The organism is Streptomyces sp. TBY4, from assembly GCF_024213195.1.
In the GTDB taxonomy this organism is placed as follows: Bacteria; Actinomycetota; Actinomycetes; order Streptomycetales; family Streptomycetaceae; genus Streptomyces.
Genome location: NZ_JANAVF010000005.1, coordinates 190,795 through 215,820 on the forward strand (window position 1 = coordinate 190,795; position 25,026 = coordinate 215,820).

Genomic DNA, 25,026 nt, shown 5'->3' on the forward strand with positions numbered 1-25,026 from the left:
CCTGGGGCTCCGCCCCAGACCCCGGTCCTCAAACGCCGGACGGCTGAAACACCCGGACCTCGGTCGGGCTAGGAACGGAGGCCGGGCCGGAGGGTGCGGCGGACAGCACCGGGCCGAGGCCTTCGGGGGCCGGGCCGCGGACCAGGAGTTCCGTGGGGCGGCCCGCGGTGGTCCGGCCCGCCAGGTCGGCGGCGGGGAGGGTGACTTCGCCGAGTCCGAGGCCGCGGGTGTAGACGGCGACGATCTCGGGGGTGACGGGGGTTCCGTCGGGCATCCGCAGGGCGATCCGGTCTCCGGTCCCGGTGTGCGTGGCCTCGGCCAGAGTGCGGTCGATGGCGACCGTCCCGGGGGCGGCGAGCCGGGAGAGGTCTCCCGAACGGACGCCCAGGTCCTGGACCGCGGCCAGGTTTCCGAGGTCCCCGGTGACGCCCTGCGCGGAGGCCGTGTGGAAGCTCCGGTCGCCGCCGGAGCCGACGACGGCCAGGACGGAGGTACGGGTGAGGGCGACGGCCCCGCCCGCGACGGCCCGGTCGACGGAGGTGCCGTCGGCGGTGAGGGGGATGACGTGGTCGGCCAGGAGGCCGGACTGCTGTTGCTGGCGTACCGCACGGTCCTCGCTGGTGTGGAGGAAGACCAGGGTCGAGGAGAAGGCCATGGCGAGCACGATCGGGGTGATGGCGGAGGCCAGGCGGCGGGCGTTCGTACGGGAGTTGGCGGCGGCCAGGGCGCCGGGGGCGCCGGCCGCGCGGAGCGGGAGTCCGAGGAGGGAGGCACATGCGCGGGCGATCAGCGGGCCCAGCAGGGCGACGGCGAGCATGAAGAGCATGACGACGCCGAGGGCGGCGTTGGCGGCGTCCGGACCGCTGCTCGTGGCGGCCAGGGTCGCGCAGGCGGCGCCGCCGGCCAGGGCGGCGAGGCCGAGGGGCGTACGGATCCACCCGGGGCGGAGTCGTTCCACGGCGGCCGATGCCAGGGCCAGGCCGGGGCGGATGCGGGCGGGGCGGCGGGATGCGGCCCAGCCGGCGATCAGGGCGGCGGCCAGTGCGAGGCCGACCGCGCTGACCAGGGGGATCCAGGAGACGGCCAGGTCGACTCCGGCCGGGACGGCGCCCTTCGCCTTGAGCTGGCCGAACCACCAGGACGCAAGGACGATGCCGGGTACGCAGCCCAGCGCGCCCGCGAGCGGTGCGACGAGCAGGGCTTCGGTGGCGACCGTACGGCGGATCTGGCGAGGGGTGGCTCCGACGGCGCGCAGCAGGGCGAACTCGCGGGAGCGCTGCCCCACGGAGAGGGCGACGGTGCCCGCCGCGGTGAAGACGGCGACGAGCGTGGCGATACCGCCGAAGGAGCCGCCCAGGCCGGTCAGCACCTCCTTGGCCCCGGTGAGCCGCGCGTCGAGGGCGCGGGCGTCCCCGGTCAGCACCTGGGCGCGGCCGTCGACGGCCGCCCGGGCCTGCTGCGCGTCGGCCCCGAACAGCACGATGGCGTCGAGCCCGTCGGGGTGGCCGGACAGGGTGCGCGCCTCAGTGTCGGTGAACCAGGCTCCGGCGCGGTCTGCGTGGCCCACGACGCGGAACTCCCGGGCCCCGGCCGGGGTGTCGAGCGTGACCCGGTCCGGGCCGTCGGCCCCGCCCAGGACGACTTCGCCCGGGCCGGCCGGGGCGCGGCCCGAGCGGAGCTCCGTAGGGCTGAAGGCGGTGGAGCCCCAGCCCGAGGCGTCGAGCGTGCGGCCCGCTCCGTCCCGTACCGGGAACACCACGTCGGGCACCGCCCGCCCCAGCGGAGCCAGTCGCTCCAGCAGGGCGGCGTCCACCCGCGCCCGGTCCGGGAGCGGCGCGGTGACCTCGTAGGCGCCGTCGCCGCTGCCCATCCGCAGGCGGGCCTGCTGATCGGCGGCGACGACGACGGGAGCTGCGGCGTACCGCGTCGGCGGGGTGCTCGCGCGGGCGCCGGTCTCCAGCAGGATCCCGCAGGCGGAGACGATGGCGACGGCCAGGAACAGAGCGACGAAGGTGCCGGCGAAGGCGGCGGGCCGGAACCGGAGCACGGCGCGGGCCAGGCCGTTGGAACGGGGGCGCAGGCGCAGTGCCATCAGGCGGCCGCCCCGGCGTAGTTCGGGTGCGTGGTGGGCGTGGTGGCGGGTGTGGTGAGCGAGGTCATGCGGGCGGCGATCACGGCGGCGGAGCTGCGCGGGAGGCGGTCGGCGATGAGGCCGTCGGCCAGGAAGAGCACCTGGTCGGCGTGGGCGGCCGCCGCCGGGTCGTGGGTGACCATCACGACCGTGGCGCCGAGGGTGTCCACCGCGCTGCGGAGCAGGCAGAGGACCTCGGTGGCGGTGGTGGTGTCGAGGGCGCCGGTGGGCTCGTCGGCGAAGACCACGTCCGGGCGGGTGACCAGGGCGCGGGCGATCGCGACGCGCTGCTGCTGGCCGCCGGAGAGTTCGGCGGGGCGGCGGCCGCCCTTGCCCTCCAGGCCGACCCGGGCGAGCAGGTCGGCGGCGCGGGCCCGGCCCTGGGAGGCGGTACCGCTGCGGCCGCCGGCCAGGCGCATGGGGAGCAGGACGTTCTGCTCGACGGTGAGGGAGGGGAGGAGGTTGAAGGCCTGGAAGACGAAGCCGAGGCGGCTGCGGCGGAGTTCGGTGAGCTCGTTCTCGTTCATGCCGGTGATCTCGGTGCCGCCGAGGCGGACGGAGCCCTCGGTGGGGAGGTCCAGGCCGGCGGCGCACTGGAGGAACGTGGACTTTCCGGAGCCGGAGGGGCCCATCACTGCCGTGAAGCTGCCTCGGGGGAGGGTGAGGTCTATGCCGCGGAGGGCGTGGACGGTGGTTGCGCCGCGGCCGTACTGGCGGCGGACCGAGCGGAGCTCGACGGCGGGGGTGGCGTGGGCCTGGCCGGCCTGGTCCGGGTGCCCGGCCTGCCCGGGGTACCCGGCCTGCCCGGGGTGCCCGGCCTGCCCGGGGCCGCCTGGCTGTCCCGGTCCCCCGGTGTGCTCCGGCCGCTGCTCGGTCTGGCGCTTGCTGCGTCGGAGCCTCATGGGGTGCCGCCTTTCGTGTCGGTCGACCACTCGGTGGTGATCGTGTCTTCGACGCTACGGAGGGCGGTGGGGTCGGGACCATGGCGGGAGCTGGCGGACCCTTGGTGGGGTAAACCCGACCATCGGGTGGGCCTCGAAGTGGCGGGTGTGCCGCCGGGTCGGCCCTGCGGGGCGAAGTCCCCTACCCGCCCTTCCACCGTTCCCCGGGCTCTGCCCGGACCCCGGTCCTCAAGCGCCGGACGGCTGAAGGGCCCCGGACCCCGCGCCTCGAACCCCGGCGGGGCTGGAATTGGCCGGCGTCAGCCTGAACGTGCGCGCAGCGCACCCCCGCGGGCTGGACGACCCACAGGGCCCTCGGGCACACCCAGCCCCTCCGGCACCCTCAGCCTCGCCGGCGTTTGAGGCGCGGGGGTGCGGGGGCTGGCCCCCGGAACGGCGCCGCACCCGGCAAGGGTCCGGGCGCAGCCCGGGGAACGGGCGAAGGGCGGGTAGGGGACCCAGCCCCGCAGGGCCCAACCAGCCGCACCCGCCCACCGGCACCCACGCCGGACGGCAGTGGCGCCCGCGCCGACCCGCCACCGCCGGACGGAGTCCGGCGCAGCGGGGCGAAGCCGCGAAGCGGGGCGAGCTGCGCGTCAAGAAGGTGAGCGGCGCGGCTAGAACGGTGCGCGGCGGATCAGGAGGAGGGCTCGGTCGTCGTTGACGTCCTTGGCCACCTTTTCGATCAGGTGCCAGGTCGCGCCCTCCCAGCCGGCGGCTACGTAGCGGTCGGCCTCGCCCGTGAGGCGGTCGATGCCCTCGCTGATGTCGCGGTCGGCCGTTTCGACGAGGCCGTCGGTGAAGAGCATCAGGACGTCGCCGGGGCGGAGGTTGCCCCGGGCCGGGGTGAATTCGGCGCCGTCGTAGACCCCGAGGAGGGGGCCCTCGCCGGTCTTCTCCTGCCAGCGGCCGGTGCCGGCGGAGAGCTGGAGGGCGGGCAGGTGGCCGGCGGAGAGGAGTTCGTAGTCGCCGGTCTCCAGGTCCAGGACGAGGTGGATGGAGGTGGCGAAGCCCTCGTCCCAGTCCTGGCGGAGGAGGTAGCCGTTCGCGGCGGGGAGGAAGTCCTGGGGCGGGAGGGCTCCCAGGAGGCCGCCGAAGGCGCCGGAGAGGAGGAGGGCCCGGGAGCCCGCTTCCATGCCCTTGCCGGAGACGTCGGTGAGGACGATCTCCAGGGTGCGGCCGCCGTTGGTGCGGGCGGCGACGACGAAGTCGCCGGAGAAGGACTGGCCGCCGGCCGGGCGCAGGGCCATCTCCCGGTGCCAGCCGCGCGGCAGCGCGGGCAGCTTGCTCTGGACCCGGATGCGTTCGCGCAGGTCGAAGAGCATGGTGCCGCCGCGCCGCCAGGGCACGCCCACGCGGCTGCGGAACTGGGCGATGACCAGGCCGAAGAATCCGCAGGCGGCGACGACGAGGACGGTGCCGGGGGTGACCCGTGCCGGGCCCTGGGTGTAGGGGCCGAGGACGAGGGCTTCGACGATGAGCGCGGCCGCGGAGGCGGCGTAGAGGGCGAGCAGGCTGGCGGGGCGCAGCAACAACCCGCCGGCGACGATGGGGAGGACGAGTGCGGCCGGTGAGAACCACACCGGCAGCATCAGCGTGCCGCAGGCGATGGCCGGGATGGTCAGGAGCAGGCCGCCGAAGGCCAGCCAGTCGGAGGCGTCGCCGCGGAAGTAGTCGACGGCGGATTTGCGCAGGGCGGTGCGCGCCCGGTGCCACGTCATGCGGGACCGGGCCAGGAGGGACTCCACGCGTGCTCCGGCCATTGCTTCGGGACCCTATCCATCCTGGCTGTGCGCGCGCAGGGGTACCCCCTGAGATGGGTCCATCGGCAACCGAAAAGAGATCGACCCGGGACGGATTGCCCTGATAGGGATGGCCGTATGGCTCTTGAGACGCGCGTATTGCAGTCGGATGAGTGGGATGTCTGGTACGACCAGCTTGAACTGGCGTTCGGCGGAGTGCCCGAATCCCCCGAGGAGCGGGAGCTGTACCGCTCGCTGACCGAGCCGGAGCGCTCCCTCGGCGTGTGGGACGGCGGGACCTGCGTGGGCTCGGCCGGGGCCTTCTCCTTCCGGCTCTCCGTGCCGGGCGGGGCCCTCGTCCCGGCGGCCGGGGTCACGATGGTCGGCGTCTCCCCCACCCATCGCAGGCGCGGCGTGCTCGCCTCCCTGATGCGCCACCAATTGGACGACGTCCGAGCGGGTGGTGAACCGATCGCCGTGCTGACGGCCTCCGATCCGGCGATCTACGGGCGCTTCGGCTACGGCACCGCCGCGTACTCGATGTCCGTGGAGATCGACAAGACCCGCGTACGGCTGACCGTGCCGCCGGGCACCGACGACGTACGGCTGCGGCTGGTCGATCCGCGCAAGGCCCTGGCCGACTGCGAGCGGGTCTACGCGGCGCTGCTCGCGGGCCGTCCCGGGATGCCGGCCCGGCAGCCGGGCTGGGAGCTGCAGGCGCTGCTCGACCCGGAGTCGGACCGGGAGGGCGCGTCGCCGCTGAAGTGCGTGGTCGCGGAGCGGGCGGACGGCGAGGTGGTCGGGTACGCCCGCTACCGGGTCAAGCCCGTGTGGGACCTGACCGGCTCGGACGGCCGGGTGGACGTGCAGGACCTCGACGCGCTCGACCCGGCGGCGTACGCGGCCCTGTGGCGGTACGTGTTCTCCATCGACCTGACCTGGACGGTGAGCGCCCCCAAGCGGCCGGCGGACGACGCGCTGCTGCACCTGCTCACCGATCTCCGCCGGTCGCAGGTGCGGCTGCGCGACTCGATGCACGTACGGCTGGTGGACCTGCCGGCGGCGCTGGCCGCGCGGGCCTACGGGGCTCCGCTGGACGTGGTGCTGGGGGTCGAGGACGCCTTCTGCCCGTGGAACACGGGGCGCTGGCGGCTGACCGCCGGCGCGGACGGGGCGGCGGTCTGTACCCGTACGGAGGACCCGGCCGACCTGGAGCTGACCGTGCGGGAGCTGGGCTCGGCCTATCTGGGCGGGGTCACCCTGAACGCGCTGGCGGCGGCCGGCCTGGTCCGCGAGGTGCGGCCGGGAGCGCTGGCCCCCGCCTCACGCGCCTTCGCCGGCGACGTGGCCCCCTGGCTGCCGCACGGCTTCTAGGCGGACACCCCCTAGCGGCTCTGGCACCCCGGGCACCAGAAGAGGTTGCGGGCGGCGAGACCGGCGGTGCGGATCTCGCCCCCGCAGATGTGGCAGGGCATGTTCGCCCTGCGGTAGACGTACACCTCGCCGCCGTGGTCGTCCACCCTCGGCGGGCGGCCCATGGCCTCGGGCAGGTGCTCGTCGCGGACGGTGTCGATGCGGTTGTTGCGCACGCCCTCACGCATGAGGAGGACCAGGTCGGCCCAGATCGCGTCCCACTCGCTCCGGGTGAGGTCCTTGCCGAGGCGGTACGGGTCGATGCCGTGCCGGAAGAGGACCTCGGCGCGGTAGACGTTGCCCACGCCCGAGACGATCTTCTGGTCCATGAGCAGGGCGGCCACGGTGGTGCGGGAGCGGGAGATCCGGGACCAGGCGCGGTCGGGGCCGTCGGAGGGGCGCAGCGGGTCCGGGCCGAGCCGGTCGTGTATCGCCTTCTTCTCGCCCTCGCCGATGAGCGCGCACGCGGTGGGGCCGCGCAGGTCGGCGTAGTGGTCCTCGTTCAGCAGCCGGAGCCGGACCGTTTCGGCGGCGGGCGGGGCCGGGGCGGGGCCGAAGCCGAGCTTCCCGAAGAGGCCGAGGTGGATGTGGATCCAGGCGTCACCGAGTTCGAGGAACAGGTGCTTGCCGTGCGCCTCGGCGGATTCCAGCTCGCGGCCGTCGAGCAGGGCGGCGCTCTCGGCGAACCGGCCCTGCGGGCTGCTCACGCGGACCGGCCGGGCGGCGAAGCGCTCGGTGTGGTCGGCGGCGAGGCGGTGGATCGTATGCCCCTCGGGCACGGCGGTACTCCTCGGAGAAGCGGGCTGAGCGGCTGAGCGGGGCCGGAAAAGAAAAACCGGCCGCGCCGCCCCCGAGGGCGCCGCGGCCGGAAGCGGGATCAGCCCTGCGGGTGGTGCGCCGGGATCGGGGGGAGCTCGCCGGTGGCCTCGTAGGCGGAGAGCATGTCGATGCGGCGGGTGTGGCGCTCCTCGTCGGAGTACGGGGTCTTCAGGAAGGCGTCGATGAAGCTGACGACCTCGTCCTGGGTGTGCATGCGGCCGCCGACGGAGATGACGTTGGCGTTGTTGTGCTCGCGGCCGAGCTCGGCGGTCTGGACGCTCCACGCGAGGATGGCGCGGATGCCCTTGACCTTGTTCGCGGCGATCTGCTCGCCGTTGCCGGAGCCGCCGATCACGATGCCGAGGGAGCCGGCGTCCGCGGCGGTCTTCTCCGCGGCGCGGAGGCAGAACGGCGGGTAGTCGTCCACCGCGTCGTAGATGTGGGGCCCGCAGTCGACGGGCTCGTGGCCGTTGTTCTTGAGCCAGTCCACCAGGTGGTTCTTGAGCTCAAAGCCGGCATGGTCGGATCCGAGGTACACGCGCATGGTCCGAGTGTGGCACGAGCCGGGCCGGGGACCCGCCGCGGGGTGTCGCGTAAGTCACTTCTAAAGCTCAAGTAAACCCAAAGAACGCAGATGAGACACCGCAGGACCAAGGTCCGGGACGTTCGCCCCTGCGCAACGATCCGGACTGGGGTCTTCCGCCCTGCGTTCATCTCGGGTTTGAATGCCGGGGCTCGCCACCCGAGAACCTAAGGATCCGTGCATGAGTTCCACGACGACCCTTCAGAAGGAAGGCTCCCCCACCGGTAACCCCGGTGACGGCCAGCCCTCCGACGGCCTGAAGGCCGGTCTCAAGAACCGCCACCTGTCCATGATCGCCATCGGCGGCGTCATCGGCGCCGGGCTCTTCGTCGGCTCCGGCGGCGGCATCGCCAAGACCGGTCCCGCCATCCTGCTGTCCTACGCGCTGGTCGGCGCGATGGTCGTCTTCGTGATGCGGATGCTGGGCGAGATGGCAGCCGCCAGCCCGAACTCCGGATCCTTCTCCGCCTACGCCGACCGGGCGCTCGGCCGCTGGGCGGGCTTCTCCATCGGCTGGCTGTACTGGTTCTTCTGGGTCGTCGTCCTGGCCGTGGAGGCCACCGCCGGCGCCGTCATCCTCGAAAGCTGGATCCCGGCCGTCCCGCAGTGGGCCTGGGCGCTGATCGTGATGGCCGTGCTGACGGTCACCAACCTCGGCTCGGTCGCCTCGTACGGCGAGTTCGAGTTCTGGTTCGCCGGCATCAAGGTGGTCGCCATCGGCGCCTTCGTGATCATCGGCATGCTGGCCGTCTTCGGCGTGCTGCCGGGCTCGGACAACCCGGGTGCGGGCTTCGCCCACCTCACCGACACGGGCGGCTTCATGCCGAACGGCTGGGGCTCGGTCCTCACCGGTGTGCTGATGGTCGTCTTCTCCTTCATGGGCAGCGAGATCGTCACGCTGGCCGCAGGCGAGTCCGAGGACCCGCGCCGCGCGGTCACCAAGGCCACCAACTCGGTGATCTGGCGCATCGGCGTCTTCTACCTGGGCTCGATCTTCATCGTGCTCACCCTGCTGCCGTGGAACGACAAGTCGATCACCGAGAAGGGCTCGTACGTCGCCGCCCTGGACTCGATCGGCATCGCCCACGCCGGCCAGATCATGAACGTGATCGTCCTGACGGCCGTGCTGTCCTGCCTGAACTCCGGCCTGTACACCGCCTCCCGCATGGCCTTCTCGCTGGGTGAGCGCGGCGATGCCCCGAAGGCCTTCGCCAAGGTGAACAAGAAGGGCGTGCCGACGGCCGCCATCCTCGGCTCGGTCGTCTTCGGCTTCCTCGCCGTCTACTTCAACTACGCCTTCAAGGACACCGTCTTCAGCTTCCTGCTGAACGCCTCGGGTGCGATCGCCCTGTTCGTATGGCTGGTCATCTGCCTGACCCAGCTGCGCATGCGCGGGATCCTCATGAGCGAGGCCCCGGAGAAGGTGACGGTGAAGATGTGGTTCTTCCCGTACCTGACCTGGGCCACCGCCGCGATGATCACCTTCGTCCTCGGCTACATGGTCTACGACAAGGACAACCGCGAGATCGTCCTGCTGTCGCTGCTGGTCGCGGCCGTGGTGATCGCGATCGGCGTCGTACGGGACCTCCGCCGCAAGGCCGCCCTGAAGGCCTCCGCGTAGCCCCCCCCCCACGACGGAAGCCCCGGCCCGCCAGTCGCGGTCCGGGGCTTCCGTGTGGAGTACGGGCGCTCACGCGCGGCCGAGCAGCTTCCAGGCGGCCGGCAGCAGGCCCATCGCCAGCGCCGCCTTGAGCGCGTCGCCGATCAGGAACGGGGTCAGGCCGCCCGCGACGGCCGCGCCGAGGGACATCCCGGTGGACAGCGCGAGGTAGGGGACGCCGACGGCGTAGATGACCGCGGAGCCCAGCACCATCGCGCCCGCCGTACGCAGCACCGAGCGGTCGGCGCCGCGCCGCGCGAGGGCGCCGACGAGGGTGGAGGCCAGCAGCATGCCGAGGACGTACCCGAAGGTCGCGCCGCCCGCGCCGGAGGCGCCGCCCGCGAACCACGGCACGCCGGCCATGCCGACCAGGGTGTAGAGGGCCAGCGACAGGAAGCCGCGGCCGGCGCCCAGCGCGGTACCCACGAGCAGCGCGGCGAAGGTCTGCCCCGTGATCGGGGCGGCCAGGCCGTCGACGTGCACGGAGATCTGCGCGGCCAGACCGGTGAGCGCGGCGCCTCCCGCCACGAGCGCGATATCGCGGACACGGCTCGCGGGCAGCAGGTCGGCGAGGACGGCGCCGGGCCGGAAGGAGACGGAAGCAGTGCTCATCGGGGACTCCACGGGAGGTGGGGGCGGCAGGAACGATCACCGACGTTAGTCCCGGGCCCGGGGTCCCATCAGGGTCGCCCGGAACAAAGCCGTACTCCCCGGTTTGGTGGGGAGTGCACAAAGACCCCGTCCAGCGCCCGAGTTGGAGTGATCCGCATCACGGGCGATGACGGCTGACACGTCCGTTTTGCGCGGATGGGCGCTCTCCGGAGAGACTGTAGGGTCCCTCCAACTGTCGCGGAGCCCCCACCGCCGCCCAGGCCTCAGAGAGTACGAGCCCCCTCATGCGCGACCTCCCGTCCGCCCCTCCCGGCACCACGGACGAGCTCCCACCCGAGCCCCTGAGCCACAGCCTCAAACAGCGCCACCTGACCATGCTGGGGCTCGGCGGCGTGATCGGCGCCGGGCTGTTCGTCGGCTCCGGCGCCGGCATCACCATCGCCGGTCCCGCGATCATCTGCTCGTACCTGCTCGCGGGCATCCTCGCGATGCTGGTGATGCGGGCGCTCGGCGAGATGTCGGCGGCGATGCCCGCCTCCGGCTCCTTCTCCGTCTACGCGGAGAAGGCGCTCGGCCGCTGGGCCGGTTTCTCGGCCGGCTGGCTGTACTGGTTCCTGCTGGTCGTGGTGCTGGCCGTGGAGGCCACTGCCGCGGCGAAGATCGCGAACGGCTGGCTTCCCTCGGTGGACCAGTGGGTCTGGGTGCTCGTGTTCATGGTGGTCTTCACCGTGAGCAACCTGGCCGCCGTGCGGAACTTCGGCGAGTTCGAGTTCTGGTTCGCGGCCCTGAAGGTCGGCGCGATCGTCCTGTTCCTGATCCTGGGCACGCTGGCGGTCTTCGGCTTCCTCCCCGACACCGACCCGGTCGGCATGGCCAACCTGACCGGCCAGGGCGGCTTCTTCCCCAACGGCGCGAGCGGTGTGGTCGCCGGCATGCTGGCCGTGGTCTTCGCCTTCGGCGGCCTGGAGGTCGTCACCATCGCGGCCGCCGAGTCGGACGACCCGGCCCGGTCCGTGTCCCGCGCGGTGCGCAGCGCCGTGTGGCGCATCCTCTTCTTCTACGTCGGCTCGATGCTGGTCATCGTGACCCTGCTGCCGTGGAACTCGCTGACGCCGGGCCAGAGCCCGTACGTGGCCGTCCTCGACTCCATCGGCATCGCGCACGCCGGCCAGATCATGGACGTCGTGATCTTCGTGGCCCTGCTGTCGGCCCTCAACGCGAACCTCTACGGGTCCTCGCGCATGGTGTTCTCGCTGGCGGAGCGGGGCGAGGCCCCGCAGGCCCTGCTGAAGGTGTCGGACGGCGGGGTGCCGCGCCGGGCGGTCTTCGCGTCGGTGGCCTTCGGCTTCTTCTCCGTGGTGCTCAACCTCCTGTGGCCGGACACGATCTTCCTCTACATGCTCAACGCGGTCGGCGCGGTGCTCCTCTTCGTCTGGGCCCTGATCGCGGTCTCGCAGCTGAAGCTGCGCGCGAAGATCGAGCGGGACATGCCGGAGCGGCTGACCCTGCCGATGTGGCTGTTCCCGTACGCGACGTGGGCGGCGCTGATCGGGATGGCCACGGTGCTGGTCCTGATGCTGTTCGACGACTCGGCGCGGCCGCAGCTGCTGTGGTCCGCGGGGGCCGCGGCCGCAGTGCTGCTGGTGGCGTGGATCCGGGAGCTCCGGGCGAAGCGGGCCGTCCGGCCCTGACACGGGCGGCTTTCGCGGGACGGGCCCGGGGCTTTCGCCCCGGGCCCGTCCCGGTTGCGCGGCGGCACGATCACGGCCGGTGAAACCGGTGTCCGGATGATGGACAGTAAGTGTCCGATAAACGGACGGTCGGCAGACTGGGACACCTCACCCCGTCCCACCGCACACCGGACAGGCATCTCCCCCATGAGCCAGAGCACCCTGACCCCGCCCGAGCAACGGGCCGCGCACCCGGCCGAATCCGGATCGCCCCTCGGCAACGGACTCAAGCAGCGCCACCTTTCGATGATCGCCCTCGGCGGGGTCATCGGCGCGGGCCTCTTCGTCGGCTCCGGCGCCGGCATCGCGGCCGCCGGTCCCTCGATCGTGCTCGCGTACGCCGCTTCCGGGCTGCTCGTGATGTTCGTGATGCGGATGCTCGGCGAGATGTCCGCCGCGAACCCCGCCTCCGGTTCCTTCTCGGTGCACGCGGAGCGGGCCATCGGCCCATGGGCCGGTTTCACCGCCGGCTGGATGTTCTGGACCCTGCTGTGCGTCGGCGTGGCCATCGAGGCGATCGGCGCGGCGCACATCATGACCGGCTGGTTCCCCGGCACCCCCTCGTGGATGTGGGTGCTGGTCTTCATGGCGATGTTCTGCGGCTCCAACCTCGCCGCCGTCTCCAACTTCGGCGAGTTCGAGTTCTGGTTCTCCGCCCTGAAGATCGGCGCCATCGCCCTCTTCCTGGGCCTGGGCGTGCTGGCCGTCATGGGCCTGCTGCCCGGCACCGGCTCCCCCGGCACCGCCAACCTGCTGCACGACGGGGGCTTCCTGCCCAACGGCGTGGACGGACTGCTGGTCGGCCTGCTCGCCTCCGTGGTCGCGTACGGCGGGCTGGAGACGGTGACCATCGCGGCCGCCGAGTCCGACAACCCGGTCCGGGGCGTGGCCAAGGCCGTGAAGACCACCATGTGGCGGATCGCGATCGTCTACGTCGGCTCGATGCTGGTCATCGTCACGCTGCTGCCGTGGAACGACCCGTCGGTCACCGCCGACGGCCCCTACGCGGCCACCCTGGACCACCTGGGCATCCCGCACGCCGGCCAGGTCATGAACGTGGTCATCCTGATCGCCCTGCTGTCCGCGATGAACGCGAACATCTACGGCTCCTCCCGCATGGCCTACTCCCTGGTCTCCCGCGGCCAGGGCCCCAAGGCCCTGGGCAAGCTCTCCGGCCGGGTCCCGCGCCGCGCGGTGCTCGCCTCCTCCGGCTTCGGCTTCGTCACCGTGCTGCTGTCCTACTGGTACCCGGACACCCTCTTCGCCTGGCTGCTGAACATGGTCGGCGGCGTCATCCTCGTCGTCTGGGGCTTCATCGCCGTCTCGCAGTTCGTGCTGCGCCGCCGGATGGAGCGCGAGGCCCCCGAGAAGCTGGTCGTGAAGATGTGGGGCTTCCCCTATCTGACCTGGGTCGCGGTGGCCGGACTGACCGGGGTTCTGGTCCTGATGGCCATGGGCGACGACACCCGGATCCAGCTCTTCTTCACCGGCGGACTGACGCTGGCGCTGGCCGCCACCGGGTACGTCATCCAGCGCCGGGCGGCGGCGCGCGAAGCCGCGTAGCACCCGCCGGACGGCGGCCCCGGAAGCCGGGCTCATGCGATCGCATGGGCCCGGCTTCCGGCGTTCCGGAGGTCCCCACAAGTGAGGTGACCCTTATGAGAATCGAGGAATAGATACTGCTAGCGTGCAGTTGCGCATTGATTGCAATAAGCAGTTGGCACGCTGAGGGGACCGGATAACACGCATGGCCATCTACACGCTTCCTGAGCTTCCTTACGACTACGCGGCTCTCGAGCCGGTGATCAACCCGCAGATCATCGAGCTGCACCACGACAAGCACCACGCGGCCTACGTCACGGGCGCGAACAACACGCTGGAGCAGCTGGAGGAGGCGCGCGACAAGGAGAACTGGGGCGCGCTGAACGGCCTGGAGAAGAACCTCGCGTTCCACCTCTCCGGCCACATCCTGCACAGCATCTACTGGCACAACATGGCCAGCCCGAAGACGGGCGAGGGCGGCGGCGAGCCCACCTCGGCCGACGGCCTGGGCGACCTGGCCGACGCGATCACCGAGTCCTTCGGCTCCTTCGCGAAGTTCAAGAAGCAGCTGACCTTCGCGTCCTCCGCGACCCAGGGCTCCGGCTGGGGCGTGCTCGCGTACGAGCCCGTCAGCGGCCGCCTGATCGTCGAGCAGATCTACGACCACCAGGGCAACGTCGGCGTGGCCAGCACCCCGGTCCTCGTGTTCGACGCCTGGGAGCACGCCTTCTACCTTCAGTACAAGAACCAGAAGGTGGACTTCATCGAGGCGATGTGGAACGTCGTCAACTGGCAGGACGTGGCCAAGCGCTACGCCGACGCCAAGGCGAACACCCCGCTGCTGATCCCCGCCAAGGGCTGATCGGCGCCACCCCAGCCCGTCCGCCTCGTGATCGTCTTCTCAACCTTCACTTGCGGGCGTGTCCACCAGAAGGCCCCCGCGAGGACGTGACTCGCGGGGGTCTTCTGCGTCCACCAGGCCGTCCACCTCGCCGACCACCGTGAACTCCCGCGCCAGACCGGTCTCGTGGAGCCGCGCGAACGGGGTGAAGGGGACGCCGAACTCCGACTCCCCGCGGTCGAAGTTCCAGCTCTTGTGCACCTGGAAGCGGTAGTCGCTCACCACGGAGCCGTCCTCGTGGACCCGTACCGTCCCGCTGATCCGGTACTGGGCTCCGCGCAGCGCCAGCCACCAGTCCGCGCTGCCGCCCTCGCTGCCGCGCCGGGTGATCAGCACCCCGCGCCAGCCGCTGTCCGCCGCGTACGCGCCGGGCTCGCCGAGCGACCGCGCGGCCTCCCGCCACTCGGCCAGGCGCCGGTCCACGTCCACCCGTACGGCGGGCACCGCGAGCAGCGCCCGCGCGTCGACCCGGTACGGGCGGCCCGTGCCCCGGAGGTAGTGGCGCAGGGTGCCGGCGGCCTGGCGGACCCCGAGGGCCGTCCACAGCGGGGGCACCGCTACGCAAGCTGCCCGCAGCACCCGGTCTCGGGGGCGTGCGGGCAGGCTGGCGTGCGCGGCGTTGTCGTTCGGTATCGCGGGCTCCGCCCGGCCGCCGCGGCGGCCGATCGGTTCCTCCTGTGCCGGACTGGTACCCATAGGGGGACGCTAAGGGAGGAACAGGACCCTTGCTACTCGAACCAGGGCGGACTAGTCGAAGATCGGACCCTGGGTGCGGGTGCGCTTGATCTCGTAGAAGCCCGGGGTGGAGGCGACGAGCAGGGTGCCGTCCCAGAGGCGGGCCGCGGCCTCGCCGCGCGGGGCGGGGGTGACGACCGGACCGAAGAAGGCGACTTCCTCGCCGTCGGCGCCGGGCACGGAGATGACGGGGGTGCCGACCTCCTGGCCGACCCGGTTGATGCCGTCGTTGTGGGAGTCGCGCAGGACCTCGTCGTACTCGTCGGAGTCGGCGTAGTGGATCAGCTCGGCGGGCAGGCCCACCTCGTTCAGCGCCTCGGCTATCGCCTCGCGGGTCGGGCCCTGGCCCTCGTTGTGGAAGCGGGTGCCCAGCGCGGTGTAGAGCTTGCCGGTGATCTCGTCGCCGAACTTCTGCTGGGCGGCGACGACCACGCGCACGGGGGCCCAGCCCTTGGGGCCGAGCAGTTCGCGGTAGACCTCGGGCAGTTCGTCGAGCTTGTTCTCGTTCAGGACGGCGAGGCTCATCACGTGCCAGCGGACCTCGACGTCACGGACCTTCTCGACCTCCAGCATCCAGCGGGACGTCATCCAGGCCCAGGGGCAGAGCGGGTCGAACCAGAAGTCGACAGCGGTCTTCTCGCGCACCTGGGTGTCAGCCATGTCTCTCCTCAGATCGGAACGTTCCTCCCTGCCCAACCGCTCCGACCGCACACGCATTCCCCCGTGGGAGGATTCTGTCAGGTATCGCGATCACGCACGAAGGAGTGCACGTGCCCGGAGAGAATCTGTCCCGTGACGAGGCCCGCGAGCGGGCCGAGCTGCTGTCCGTCGACGGGTACGAGGTGGTCCTCGACTTGAGGTCCGCGGTGGACGAGGCCGAACCGGCCGAGGGCCCCAGGACCTTCCGCTCGGTGACCACCGTCCGCTTCCGCGCCGCCGCTCCGGGAGCCGCGAGCTTCGCGGACCTCATCGCGCCCCGGGTGAACAGCGTGACCCTCAACGGGCGCGAGCTGGACCCGGCCGTCGTCTTCGACGGCGCGCGGATCGCCCTGGACGGGCTGGCCTCCGAGAACGTGCTCGTGGTCGACGCCGACTGCGCGTACAGCCGGACCGGCGAGGGCATGCACCGCTTCGTGGATCCGGAGGACGGCGAGGTCTACCTCTACACCCAGTACGAGCCGGCCGACGCCCGGCGGGTGTACGCCAACTTCGAGCAGCCCGACCTCAAGGCCCCCTACCGCTTCGAGGTGACCGCGCCCGAGGGCTGGCAGGTCTGGAGCAACGGAGCCGAGGAGTCCCGCGAGGGGCAGACCCGGCGGTTCGCCGAGACCGCGCCGATCTCCACGTACATCACCTGCGTGGTCGCGGGGCCGTACCACTACGTCACGGACTCCTACACGCGCGGGGACCTGACGATCCCGCTCGGCGCGATCTGCCGCAAGGGGCTGGCGAAGCACTTCGACGCCGACGAGGTGTTCCTCGTCACGAAGCAGGGCTTCGACCTGTTCCACGAGATCTTCGACTACCCGTACCCCTTCGGGAAGTACGACCAGGCCTTCGTGCCGGAGTACAACCTGGGCGCGATGGAGAACCCGGGGATGGTGACCTTCCGGGAGGAGTACATCTTCCGCGGGAAGGTCACGCAGGCCTCGTACGAGCGGCGCGCGAACACGATCCTGCACGAGATGGCGCACATGTGGTTCGGCGACCTCGTCACCATGAAGTGGTGGGACGACCTGTGGCTGAAGGAGTCCTTCGCGGACTTCATGGGCTCCTTCGCGCTGGTCGAGGCCACCCGCTTCGACCAGGCCTGGGTCACCTTCGCCAACAGCCGCAAGGCATGGGCCTACCGGGCCGACCAGCTGCCGTCCACGCACCCGATCACGGCCGACATCCGTGACCTGGAGGACGCGAAGCTGAACTTCGACGGCATCACGTACGCCAAGGGCGCGGCGGTGCTCAAGCAGCTCGTGGCGTACGTGGGCCGGGACGCCTTCCTGGAGGGCGCGCGCCGCTACTTCAAGGCGAACGCCTACGGGAACACCACCCTGGACGACCTGCTGTCGGTGCTCGGGGAGGTCTCCGGGCGGGACATGGCCGAATGGTCGCGGGCCTGGCTGCAGACGGCCGGCGTCAACGCACTGACCCCGGTGGTGACCTGTGACGCGGGCGGCCGGGTGACCGAGCTGGCGGTGGTCCAGGACGGCGACGAGCTCCGCCCGCACCGGGTCGCTGTGGGCCTGTACCGGCTGGACCCGGACGGGGCGCTGGTGCGGTACGCGCGCGCCGAGGCGGACGTCGCGGGGGTGCGGACGGTCGTCTCCGAGCTGACCGGGCAGGAGAAGCCGGCGCTGGTGCTCGTCAACGACGAGGACCTGACGTACTGCAAGATCCGCTTCGACGAGGCCTCGCTGGCCACGCTGCGCTCGCACCTGGGTTCGGTGACGGACCCGCTGAGCCGCGCGCTGTGCTGGTCCGCGCTGTGGAACCTGACGCGCGACGGGCTGATGCCGGCCCGGGACTTCGTCTCGCTCGTCCTGGCCCACGCGGGCCGGGAGACGGACGTCGGCGTGCTCCAGATGCTGCACGCGCAGGCGCTGACCGCGGTCACCCGCTACGCGGCGCCCGACTGGCGGGAGCAGGGCGGCAAGGTGCTGGCGGCGTGCGCGCTGCAGGAACTGCGGTTCGCGGAGCCCGGTTCGGAGCACCAGCTGACCTGGGCCCGCTTCTTCGCGTCGGGCGCGGCGACCGAGGGCGACTTCCAGCTGCTGCTGGGTCTGCTGGAGGGAACGGCGCGGATCGACGGGCTGGAGGTGGACCAGGAGCTGCGCTGGGACTTCCTGCTGCCGCTGGCCGCGCACGGGGCGATCGGCGAGGAGGTCCTCGCGGCCGAACTCGCCCGGGACGACACGGCGTCGGGCAAGCGGCACCAGGTCCGGTGCATGGCGGCGCGGCCGTCGGCGGCGGTCAAGGACCAGGCGTGGGCCGCGGTGGTGGAGTCGGACGCGCTGTCGAACGCGCTGGTCGAGGCGACGATCGCGGGGATGCAGCAGTCTTCGCAGCGGGGGTTGCTCGCGCCCTACGCGGAGCCCTACTTCGCCGTGATCGAGCGGATCTGGGCCGACCGGTCGATCCAGATCGGCATGGACGTGGTGCGGGGGCTGTACCCGTCCCTGCAGGATTCGCAGGCGACGGTGGACGCGACTGATGCGTGGCTGGCGGCGCATGCGGATGCGGCTCCGGCGCTGCGCCGCCTGGTGCTGGAGTCCCGGGACGACCTGGCCCGTGCGCTGCGCGCGCAGGCCTGCGACGTGGCGGCGGGCTGACCCTGCGGGGCCTTCCCCTACCCGCCCTTCCACCGTTCCCCGGGGCTCCGCCCCGGACCCCGCGCCTCAAACGCCGGCGAGGCTGGATTTTCCAGCCCGCCGGCGTTTGCGTGCGGGCACCGGCGCACTCCATCGGCATTCGAACGCCCGTACTTTAGCCCCGGCTTGTCCCGATTTGCCGACGGATGTGTAACAGGGGTTAGCAAGGCCATGGCCTGAGGGAATCCCAGCGTCATGAACCACAACGCACCCCTCCCCCTCGCCCACCTCACCGACAACCGCCCCCGCGTGCTGTCGCTGGCCCAGCTCCGCGAGCACGGGGTCACCGCCTCCGATGCCGCCGAGCGGTCCTGGCAGCAGATCCTGCCGGGGGTGTTCCTGCTCCACTCCGGTCCCGCGACGAGCGAGGAGCGGCTGCACGCGGCGCTCCTCTACGCCGGGCGCCGCGGGGACGAGGTCATGATCACGGGGCTGGCCGCCCTCGCCCTGTACCGGTTCTCCTCCGCCCCCGCCCTGCTCGGCCTCCCGCAGATCGACGTGCTCGTCCCGAACACCCGCCGGCTGCGCTCCGCCGGACAGGTCCGCATCGTCCGCACGCACACCCCGCCCCGGCCGCTGGAGATCACCGGGCTGCCCGTCGCCCCCGTGGCCCGCGCCGTCGCCGACGCCGTCGCCCAGCTCTCCGACGCCGGTACCGTCCGCCGCCTGCTCAGCGAGGCCGTCCGCGGCGGGCACTGCGAACCGGCGGCCGTGGTGCGGGAGCTGACGGTGGCCCGGCTGCTGAACCGCCCGCACGTGGTGGACGCCGTCGAATCACTGCTCGCCGAGGGCCGCGCCATCGCCGAGGACCGGCTCTACCAGCTCGTACGGGGCTTCGAGCTCCCCGAGCCCGTCTGGAACGTGGACCTGAGGCTGCCCGGCGGCCCGCACCTGGGCGGGGTCGACGCGTACTGGCCGGAGCAGGCGGTGGCCGTCGAGATCGACACCCGGGCCCCGCGCCAGGGCGAGGACGAGCAGTGGTCGGAGTCGGTCCGCAAGCGGGAGACCCTGGAGCGGTGCGGGGTGACCGTCCTGCACATCACCCCGCGCAAGCTCCGCGACTGGCCCGAGCAGCAGGCGGCGGTCGTACGGACCGCCCTGACGGCGTCCGCCGACCGCGAGCCCGCCGCCTACCTCGTCGTCCTGCCCAGGTGAGGGACCTACGGCGCAGGCTGCCAAGGCGGCGCGGGCAGCGCCGGATTCGCAGGCGAGTACTCCGGGGTGCTCCACAGCAGCCGCCCCGGGTGCACGCTCTCCACCACCGACCCGATCCGGAAGCGGACCCGCCGCTGTCCGCCCGCCCCGAACTCGGGCTCCGCCCGGCCGCTGAGCTGGAGCAGCGCCCCGGTCTCCCAGTCCGGGAACAGCAGCCCGGCCCGGGGGTCCACGAGCAGGTTCCCCAGGGTCAGGAACATGGCGTTGCCCGCGTAGTCCGGCCAGGCCAGTTCGGTCGGGGAGAGCACCTCGACGAAGCCCGGCATGCCGCCCCGGTGGCTCGCGTCGACCCCGTCCGCCCCCGCGGAGGTGGCGACGAAGAAGGTGTCGGCGGCGCGGACGGCCCGTTCCTGGTCGGGGGTGAGCGCGTCCCCGCGCCGCACGACACCGGCTCCTTCGGCGGCGAGCTGGACAGGCTGCCGCTTCTGGAGGTACTTGGGGCAGTTGGCGAAGACCCGTTCGGCCGCCAGCGCGAACCCGCCGGGGGTGACCTCCAGGGTTCCGCCCAGCCGCATCCGGCGCCGGGTGCGCGGGTCGAGGGAGATGGTCCCGACCCGGGTGCCGGCGGTGGCCAGCGCCCCGGCGAGCGGATCCCCCTCGGGGACCCCTCCTTTGACCGCGATCCGGTCCGGCCCGGTGGCCCGTACGAAACCGGGGGCGCCGGTCAGCAGTGAGGCCCAGAGCAGGCCCCCGGAGTCGGCCGCGCCGACGACCAGGTGCGGCTGCAGCCCCAGGAAGGCCGCGGCCACGTCCTTGATGTACGGGGTGATGGACTGCCCCACGTGCACGGCGTGCTCCCGGACACCGACCCGCTCCTGGACGGCCAGCGAGCCCCAGTGGTACCCGGACATTAGAAGAACCCGCAGGTCGGAGCCCCGGCAGTGGGAGCCTCGGCGCCTTCGGCGCCGCTCGGCACGGAGATCTCCAGACGGGTCCCGTCCGGGTCGTGGAAGAAGATCCCGCCGGAGGCCGCCCCTTCGCCGTGGGGGACGACCCCTTCATAGGCGAAGTCGACGCCCAGAGCGCGCAGCCGCTCCTCGTACGCCCTGACCTCCTCGATGGCGTCCGCGGAGAGCGCGAGGTGGTGCAGTCCGGCCGCGCCGGGTGCGTAGGCCCCCTCGGCCTGCTGCCACAGGGCGAGCACGAGCTCGCCGTCCTGGCCGAGGAAGGCGAAGCGCCGGCCCTCCTCCGCGCCCTCGCCGAGCAGCTCGAAGCCGAGGCCGTCCCGGTAGAAGACGAGCGACCGGGCGAGATCCGTGACGTTGAGGCCCACGTGGCCGGTGCGCAGCTTGCTGATGACGGTCGTCACAACGGTTCCTTCCTCAGAATTTCTAACCTTCTAAATCAAGATTAGAGGTTAGAACCGAGGGAGTCAACCGGTCACGTACTCTTGAAGGGTTAGAGCCACGAGGAGGCGGACATGACGACGACGGACCCACGGCCCCTGACCGGGGAACCGGTGGCCCTGGACCTGATCAACACCCGCTGGGTCCAGGACGGCGAGCCCCTCGACCTCTTCGCGGGGGCCTTCGGACTCACCCGCGTCGAAGGGCTCGCGCTCTGGCTGGAGAGCACCGGACTGGCCGGCCGCTTCCGCGCCGACGCCGCGACCCTGGTCCACCTGCTCACCGCCCGCGAGGCACTGGCCCGCGCCGTCGCGGACCCGGCCGACGACAGCGCCCGCGAGCTGGTCGACGCCGTTCTGGAGCACGGCCGGATCCGGGCGACCCTGACCGCCGAAGGCCCCGGGGAGCGGACCGAGTTCGACGACCCGACCTGGGGCCCGGCCTGGACGGCCGCCCGCGACTACCTGGAGCTGCTGGGCTCCGACCCCGCCCGGATCCGCAAGTGCGCCTCGGAGACCTGCGTGCTGCGCTTCCACGACACCTCGCGCAACGGCACCCGGCGCTGGTGCTCGATGTCGGCCTGCGGAAACCGGGCGAAGGCCTCCCGCCACTACGCGCGCACGCGCGAGCGCTGAAGGGTCGGAAGTTGTCACACCCGATCCGGGACGGGGGCGGGCCGCTCCCCTGACGCGCGGTCGGGAAGTCTACAAATCCATCTTCAACCCAGAAGGTTCGTACCGGTTCGGTCCGGTACGGGCCTTCTGGCGTACGGGGCGCGCTGGCGGGAGTCCGCCAGGGTAGGTATCGGTCCGTGACAACTCTCCCCAAAGAGCTGTCACTTACGCGAGGCTGACCGGTCATCCGGCACCGAAATCCGGACCGTACCTTTCACTTAGCCAGGGATGCTGATGACCCTCGACTCCCCCGCTCGTTCCAAAGACGGCGCCATACCCGCGACCCGACGCGTCGCGCGCGTCGCGGCCGCGGCCGGCCTGGTGGCCGCCCTCGCGGCCACCGGCGCCATGCCCGTCTTCGCGGCGACCGGCACGAACACCCCCGCGCCCAGCCCCGCGGTGAAGTCGGCCGACGAGAAGCTCGGATCGGCCGACGCCGAACTGCTCCAGGAAGCCAAGGCCAAGGGCGAGAAGACCGTCACGGTCATGGTCGCGACGGCCCCCGGTGAGACCCAGCAGGTGGCCAAGCAGCTCGACGACGTCCAGGGCGCCTCGGTGGGCCAGACGTACGACAAGCTCGGCTACGTGCGCGCCACCCTGCCGACCGACAAGGCCGAGGCCGCGCTGAAGGCGGCCGCCAAGCTGACCTCCGTGCACGGCATCGACCTGCGGCACGAGATCCAGCTCCCGGACCCCCGTCCGGACGCGGACCGCGAGACGGGGACGGTGAAGCGGACCGCCCCCGAGACCTACCCGGCGCCGGACAAGAACACCCCGGCGAAGAACCCGTACAACCCGGTCTTCGAGACCGGCACGCTGGACTTCCTCAAGAAGAACCCGCAGGCCGACGGCCGCGGAGTGACCATCGGCATCATGGACTCGGGCGTCGACCTCGGCCACCCGGCGCTCCAGAAGACCACCACCGGCGAGCGCAAGATCGTCGACTGGGTCACCGCGACCGACCCGATCACCGACGCCGACGCCACCTGGCGCGCGCAGATCACCCCGGTCACCGGTGGCACCTTCACCGCGGGCGGCGGCAGCTGGAAGGCCCCGGAGGGCTCGTTCCAGTGGAGCCGCTTCACGGAGTCGATCACCGCCAACGGCGACATGAAGGGCGACGTCAACCGGGACGGGGACACCACCGACCGGTTCGGCCTGCTCTACGACCCGGTCGCCGGGACCGTCCGCGTCGACACCGACCAGGACAACGACTTCACGAACAACGAGCCGATGAAGCCGTACAAGGACGGCTACCAGATCGGCTACTTCGGCACGGACAACCCGGCGACCGAGGTCGCCGAGCGCATCCCGTTCGTGATCGAGATCCGCAAGGACGTCCCGATGGACCCGCTGGGCGGTGACTGGGTCGGCAAGAAGGCCGACTTCGTCAACGTCGGCATCATCGAGGGCACGCACGGCACGCACGTCGCGGGCATCACCGCCGCCAACGGCCTGTTCGGCGGGGCGATGAACGGCCAGGCTCCCGGCGCCAAGCTCGTCTCCTCGCGCGCCTGCACCTGGTCCGGCGGCTGCACCAACATCGCGCTGACCGAGGGCATGATCGACCTCGTCGTCAACCGCGGCGTGGACATCGTCAACATGTCGATCGGCGGCCTGCCGGCCCTGAACGACGGCAACAACGCGCGCTCCGAGCTCTACAAGAACCTCATCGACACCTACGGTGTCCAGCTCATCATCTCGGCGGGCAACGAGGGCCCCGGCATCAACACCATCGGCGACCCCGGTCTCGCGGACAAGGTCGTCTCCGTGGGTGCGGCGGTCTCCAAGGAGACCTGGGCGGCCAACTACGGCTCCGGCGTGGCCAAGAAGTACAACATGTTCCCCTTCTCCTCCCGCGGTCCGCGTGAGGACGGCGGCTTCACGCCGACCATCACGGCTCCCGGTGCCGCCATCAACACCGCGCAGACCTGGATCCCGGGCGCACCGGTGAAGGAGGCCGGCTACACCCTGCCGGCCGGCTACGCGATGCTCCAGGGCACCTCGATGTCCTCGCCGCAGGCGGCGGGCGCCAGCGCCCTGCTGATCTCGGCCGCCAAGCAGCAGAAGATCGCCCTCACCCCGGCGAACCTGCGCATCGCGCTCACCAGCAGCGCGAAGAAGATCGACGACGTCCCGGCGCACGCCCAGGGCGCCGGCATGATCAACGTCCCCGGCGCGTGGGAGTCCATCCAGCGCGGCGCCAAGGCCAACGACTTCACCGTCAAGGCCCCGGTCGACACCGCGATCGACCAGTTCCTGAAGACCCCGGGCTTCGGCACCGGCATCTACGACCGCGAGGGCGGCCTGAAGGCCGGCAAGAAGAAGGTCTACGACGTCGTCGTCACCCGCACCACGGGCGTCAAGTACGGCACCCCGCACAAGCTCAGCTGGCGCAACAACGACGGCACCTTCAAGGTCCTCAGCGACTACGGCTACGTCACCCTGCCGCTGAACAAGCCGGTCACCATCAAGGTCGAGGCCAAGGCCAAGACGGGTGGCGTCCACAGCGGCATCCTGCAGCTCGACGACCCCTTCACCGAGGGCATCGACAAGCAGATCCTCTCCACGGTCGTCGTCTCGACCCCGCTGGCGAAGCCCTCGTTCAGCTACTCGGACACCTCCTCCGTGCAGCGCAACAGCCACAAGTCGTACTTCGTGAACGTCCCGGCGGGCGCCAAGTCCCTCGAGGTCGCCCTCGGCGGACTCGCGGCGGGCAGCCAGACGCGCTTCATCTCGATCCACCCGTACGGCGTGGGCGTCGAGGACAGCGCGACGACCCAGTGCTACCCGAACTACGACAACCCGGCCAACCTGTGCCGCCCCGACCTGCGTTCGTACCCGAACCCGCAGCCGGGCGTCTGGGAGATCGAGGTCGAGTCGCGCCGTACCTCGCCGCTGCTCGACAACCCGTTCAAGCTGGACGTCTCCGTGCTCGGCGCGGCCTTCGACCCCGCGGTCAAGGTCCTGCCCGAGGTCAAGCAGGGCACCCCGGCGCCGGTCCAGTGGACCGTGAAGAACGACGGGGCCGCCATCTCCGGCGGCAAGCTCCAGGGCGGCTCGCTCGGCTCCGCGAAGGTCGCCAAGCCGACCATCGCCAACGGTGAGACCCACACCACCGAGGTCACGATCGGCGAGGGCGTCTCCCGCCTCGACATCGCGATCGGCAAGGTCTCCGACACCGCCGCCGACCTCGACCTGGACGTGTACAAGGACGGCGTCAAGGTCGGCTCCTCCGCCGACGGCGACTCCGAGGAGGCCGTGAGCCTGGTCAACCCGGCCGCGGGCACCTACACCATCGAGGTGTTCGGCTACGCGGTCCCGTCCGGCTCCACCACGTACGACTACCGCGACGTCTTCTACTCGGCCGCCCTGGGCGCCGTCCAGGTCGACGATGCCGCCGCGGTCAACCTCGCCAACGGCGCCTCGGCGACCGTCTCCGCGAACGTGCTCGCCAACAGCGGCACCACGGAGGGCCGTCAGCTCTTCGGCGAGGTCAAGCTGCTCAACGCCCGCGGCACCGCCGCCGGCACCGGCAGCGTGCAGATCGAGAAGGTCCTGCCGTAACCCGGTAGCGGCCTGAAACAGCGGGGGCGGTGCTCGTCACGAGCACCGCC

19 protein-coding genes are annotated in these 25,026 nt (G+C 71.8%); 9 read left to right on the forward strand and 10 right to left on the reverse strand.

From position 1 onward, the window contains the following. Nucleotides 1-28 precede the first annotated feature (28 nt). The 3 genes from NLX94_RS14235 to NLX94_RS14245 form a co-directional block, all read right to left on the reverse strand. The gene (locus tag NLX94_RS14235; RefSeq protein ID WP_254383076.1) at nt 29-2,092 is read right to left on the reverse strand and encodes an ABC transporter permease; all 2,064 of its coding nucleotides are present in this window, start codon (nt 2,090-2,092) and stop codon (nt 29-31) included. Further along, nucleotides 2,092-3,033, reverse strand: a complete 942-nt coding sequence (locus tag NLX94_RS14240) for an ABC transporter ATP-binding protein (RefSeq protein WP_254383077.1) — start codon at nt 3,031-3,033, stop codon at nt 2,092-2,094. Before NLX94_RS14240 ends, NLX94_RS14235 begins: the two co-directional genes overlap by 1 nt. A gap of 656 nt (nt 3,034-3,689) precedes the next feature. Beyond that, nucleotides 3,690-4,835 (reverse strand): PP2C family protein-serine/threonine phosphatase, encoded by a 1,146-nt coding sequence (locus NLX94_RS14245; RefSeq protein ID WP_254383078.1) that lies wholly within the window; start codon nt 4,833-4,835, stop codon nt 3,690-3,692. A gap of 117 nt (nt 4,836-4,952) precedes the next feature. On the opposite strand from NLX94_RS14245, the gene NLX94_RS14250 reads away from it, so the two are divergent. Continuing rightward, entirely contained in the window at nt 4,953-6,188 is a 1,236-nt protein-coding gene (locus NLX94_RS14250) for a GNAT family N-acetyltransferase (protein WP_254383079.1), read from the forward strand. Between the two features lie 11 nt (nt 6,189-6,199). Here NLX94_RS14250 and NLX94_RS14255 read toward each other — a convergent pair whose 3' ends face one another. Both NLX94_RS14255 and NLX94_RS14260 read right to left on the reverse strand, forming a co-directional pair. After that, complete coding sequence (locus NLX94_RS14255) at nt 6,200-7,006, reverse strand: DNA-formamidopyrimidine glycosylase family protein (protein ID WP_254383080.1); 807 nt, start codon at nt 7,004-7,006, stop codon at nt 6,200-6,202. 98 nt (nt 7,007-7,104) lie between these two features. After that, on the reverse strand, nt 7,105-7,590 hold the full coding sequence (locus NLX94_RS14260; protein ID WP_254383081.1) for a ribose-5-phosphate isomerase: 486 nt from the start codon (nt 7,588-7,590) through the stop codon (nt 7,105-7,107). A 220-nt stretch (nt 7,591-7,810) separates the two neighbouring features. Here NLX94_RS14260 and NLX94_RS14265 point away from each other — a divergent pair, with 220 nt between their 5' ends. Next, complete coding sequence (locus tag NLX94_RS14265; protein ID WP_254383082.1) at nt 7,811-9,250, forward strand: amino acid permease; 1,440 nt, start codon at nt 7,811-7,813, stop codon at nt 9,248-9,250. A 69-nt stretch (nt 9,251-9,319) separates the two neighbouring features. Here NLX94_RS14265 and NLX94_RS14270 read toward each other — a convergent pair whose 3' ends face one another. Then, complete coding sequence (locus NLX94_RS14270) at nt 9,320-9,901, reverse strand: biotin transporter BioY (protein ID WP_254383083.1); 582 nt, start codon at nt 9,899-9,901, stop codon at nt 9,320-9,322. 284 nt (nt 9,902-10,185) lie between these two features. Here NLX94_RS14270 and NLX94_RS14275 point away from each other — a divergent pair, with 284 nt between their 5' ends. From NLX94_RS14275 to NLX94_RS14285, 3 genes are all read left to right on the forward strand, one after another. Continuing rightward, nucleotides 10,186-11,592: an amino acid permease gene (locus tag NLX94_RS14275; RefSeq protein WP_254383084.1), complete on the forward strand. Its 1,407-nt coding sequence runs from the start codon at nt 10,186-10,188 to the stop codon at nt 11,590-11,592. Between the two features lie 186 nt (nt 11,593-11,778). Beyond that, entirely contained in the window at nt 11,779-13,194 is a 1,416-nt protein-coding gene (locus tag NLX94_RS14280) for an amino acid permease (protein ID WP_254383085.1), read from the forward strand. A gap of 184 nt (nt 13,195-13,378) precedes the next feature. Then, entirely contained in the window at nt 13,379-14,035 is a 657-nt protein-coding gene (locus NLX94_RS14285; RefSeq protein WP_254383086.1) for a superoxide dismutase, read from the forward strand. A gap of 39 nt (nt 14,036-14,074) precedes the next feature. On the opposite strand, the gene NLX94_RS14290 is transcribed toward NLX94_RS14285, so the two are convergent. Both NLX94_RS14290 and NLX94_RS14295 read right to left on the reverse strand, forming a co-directional pair. Then, nucleotides 14,075-14,770, reverse strand: coding sequence for a hypothetical protein (locus NLX94_RS14290; protein ID WP_254383087.1), 696 nt, complete (start codon nt 14,768-14,770; stop codon nt 14,075-14,077). 51 nt (nt 14,771-14,821) lie between these two features. Further along, nucleotides 14,822-15,469 carry a DsbA family protein gene (locus NLX94_RS14295; protein WP_254383088.1) on the reverse strand — a complete coding sequence of 216 codons (648 nt, stop codon included), beginning with the start codon at nt 15,467-15,469 and terminating at the stop codon, nt 14,822-14,824. Nucleotides 15,470-15,579: 110 nt separating this feature from the next. On the opposite strand from NLX94_RS14295, the gene pepN reads away from it, so the two are divergent. Together pepN and NLX94_RS14305 are read left to right on the forward strand one after the other, a co-directional pair. Next, nucleotides 15,580-18,135, forward strand: a complete 2,556-nt coding sequence (gene pepN / locus NLX94_RS14300; RefSeq protein WP_254383089.1) for an aminopeptidase N — start codon at nt 15,580-15,582, stop codon at nt 18,133-18,135. Nucleotides 18,136-18,369: 234 nt separating this feature from the next. Further along, nucleotides 18,370-19,329, forward strand: a complete 960-nt coding sequence (locus NLX94_RS14305) for a hypothetical protein (RefSeq protein ID WP_254383090.1) — start codon at nt 18,370-18,372, stop codon at nt 19,327-19,329. Between the two features lie 5 nt (nt 19,330-19,334). Here NLX94_RS14305 and NLX94_RS14310 read toward each other — a convergent pair whose 3' ends face one another. Then, nucleotides 19,335-20,240, reverse strand: coding sequence for a pyridoxamine 5'-phosphate oxidase family protein (locus NLX94_RS14310; RefSeq protein ID WP_254383091.1), 906 nt, complete (start codon nt 20,238-20,240; stop codon nt 19,335-19,337). Then, on the reverse strand, nt 20,240-20,698 hold the full coding sequence (locus NLX94_RS14315) for a VOC family protein (RefSeq protein ID WP_254383092.1): 459 nt from the start codon (nt 20,696-20,698) through the stop codon (nt 20,240-20,242). The genes NLX94_RS14310 and NLX94_RS14315 overlap by 1 nt, the downstream gene beginning before the upstream one ends. A 111-nt stretch (nt 20,699-20,809) precedes the next feature. Here NLX94_RS14315 and NLX94_RS14320 point away from each other — a divergent pair, with 111 nt between their 5' ends. Beyond that, nucleotides 20,810-21,370, forward strand: coding sequence for a CGNR zinc finger domain-containing protein (locus tag NLX94_RS14320; protein WP_254383093.1), 561 nt, complete (start codon nt 20,810-20,812; stop codon nt 21,368-21,370). A 273-nt stretch (nt 21,371-21,643) separates the two neighbouring features. After that, complete coding sequence (locus tag NLX94_RS14325) at nt 21,644-24,976, forward strand: S8 family serine peptidase (RefSeq protein WP_254383094.1); 3,333 nt, start codon at nt 21,644-21,646, stop codon at nt 24,974-24,976. The last annotated feature ends 50 nt before the right edge of the window (nt 24,977-25,026 follow it).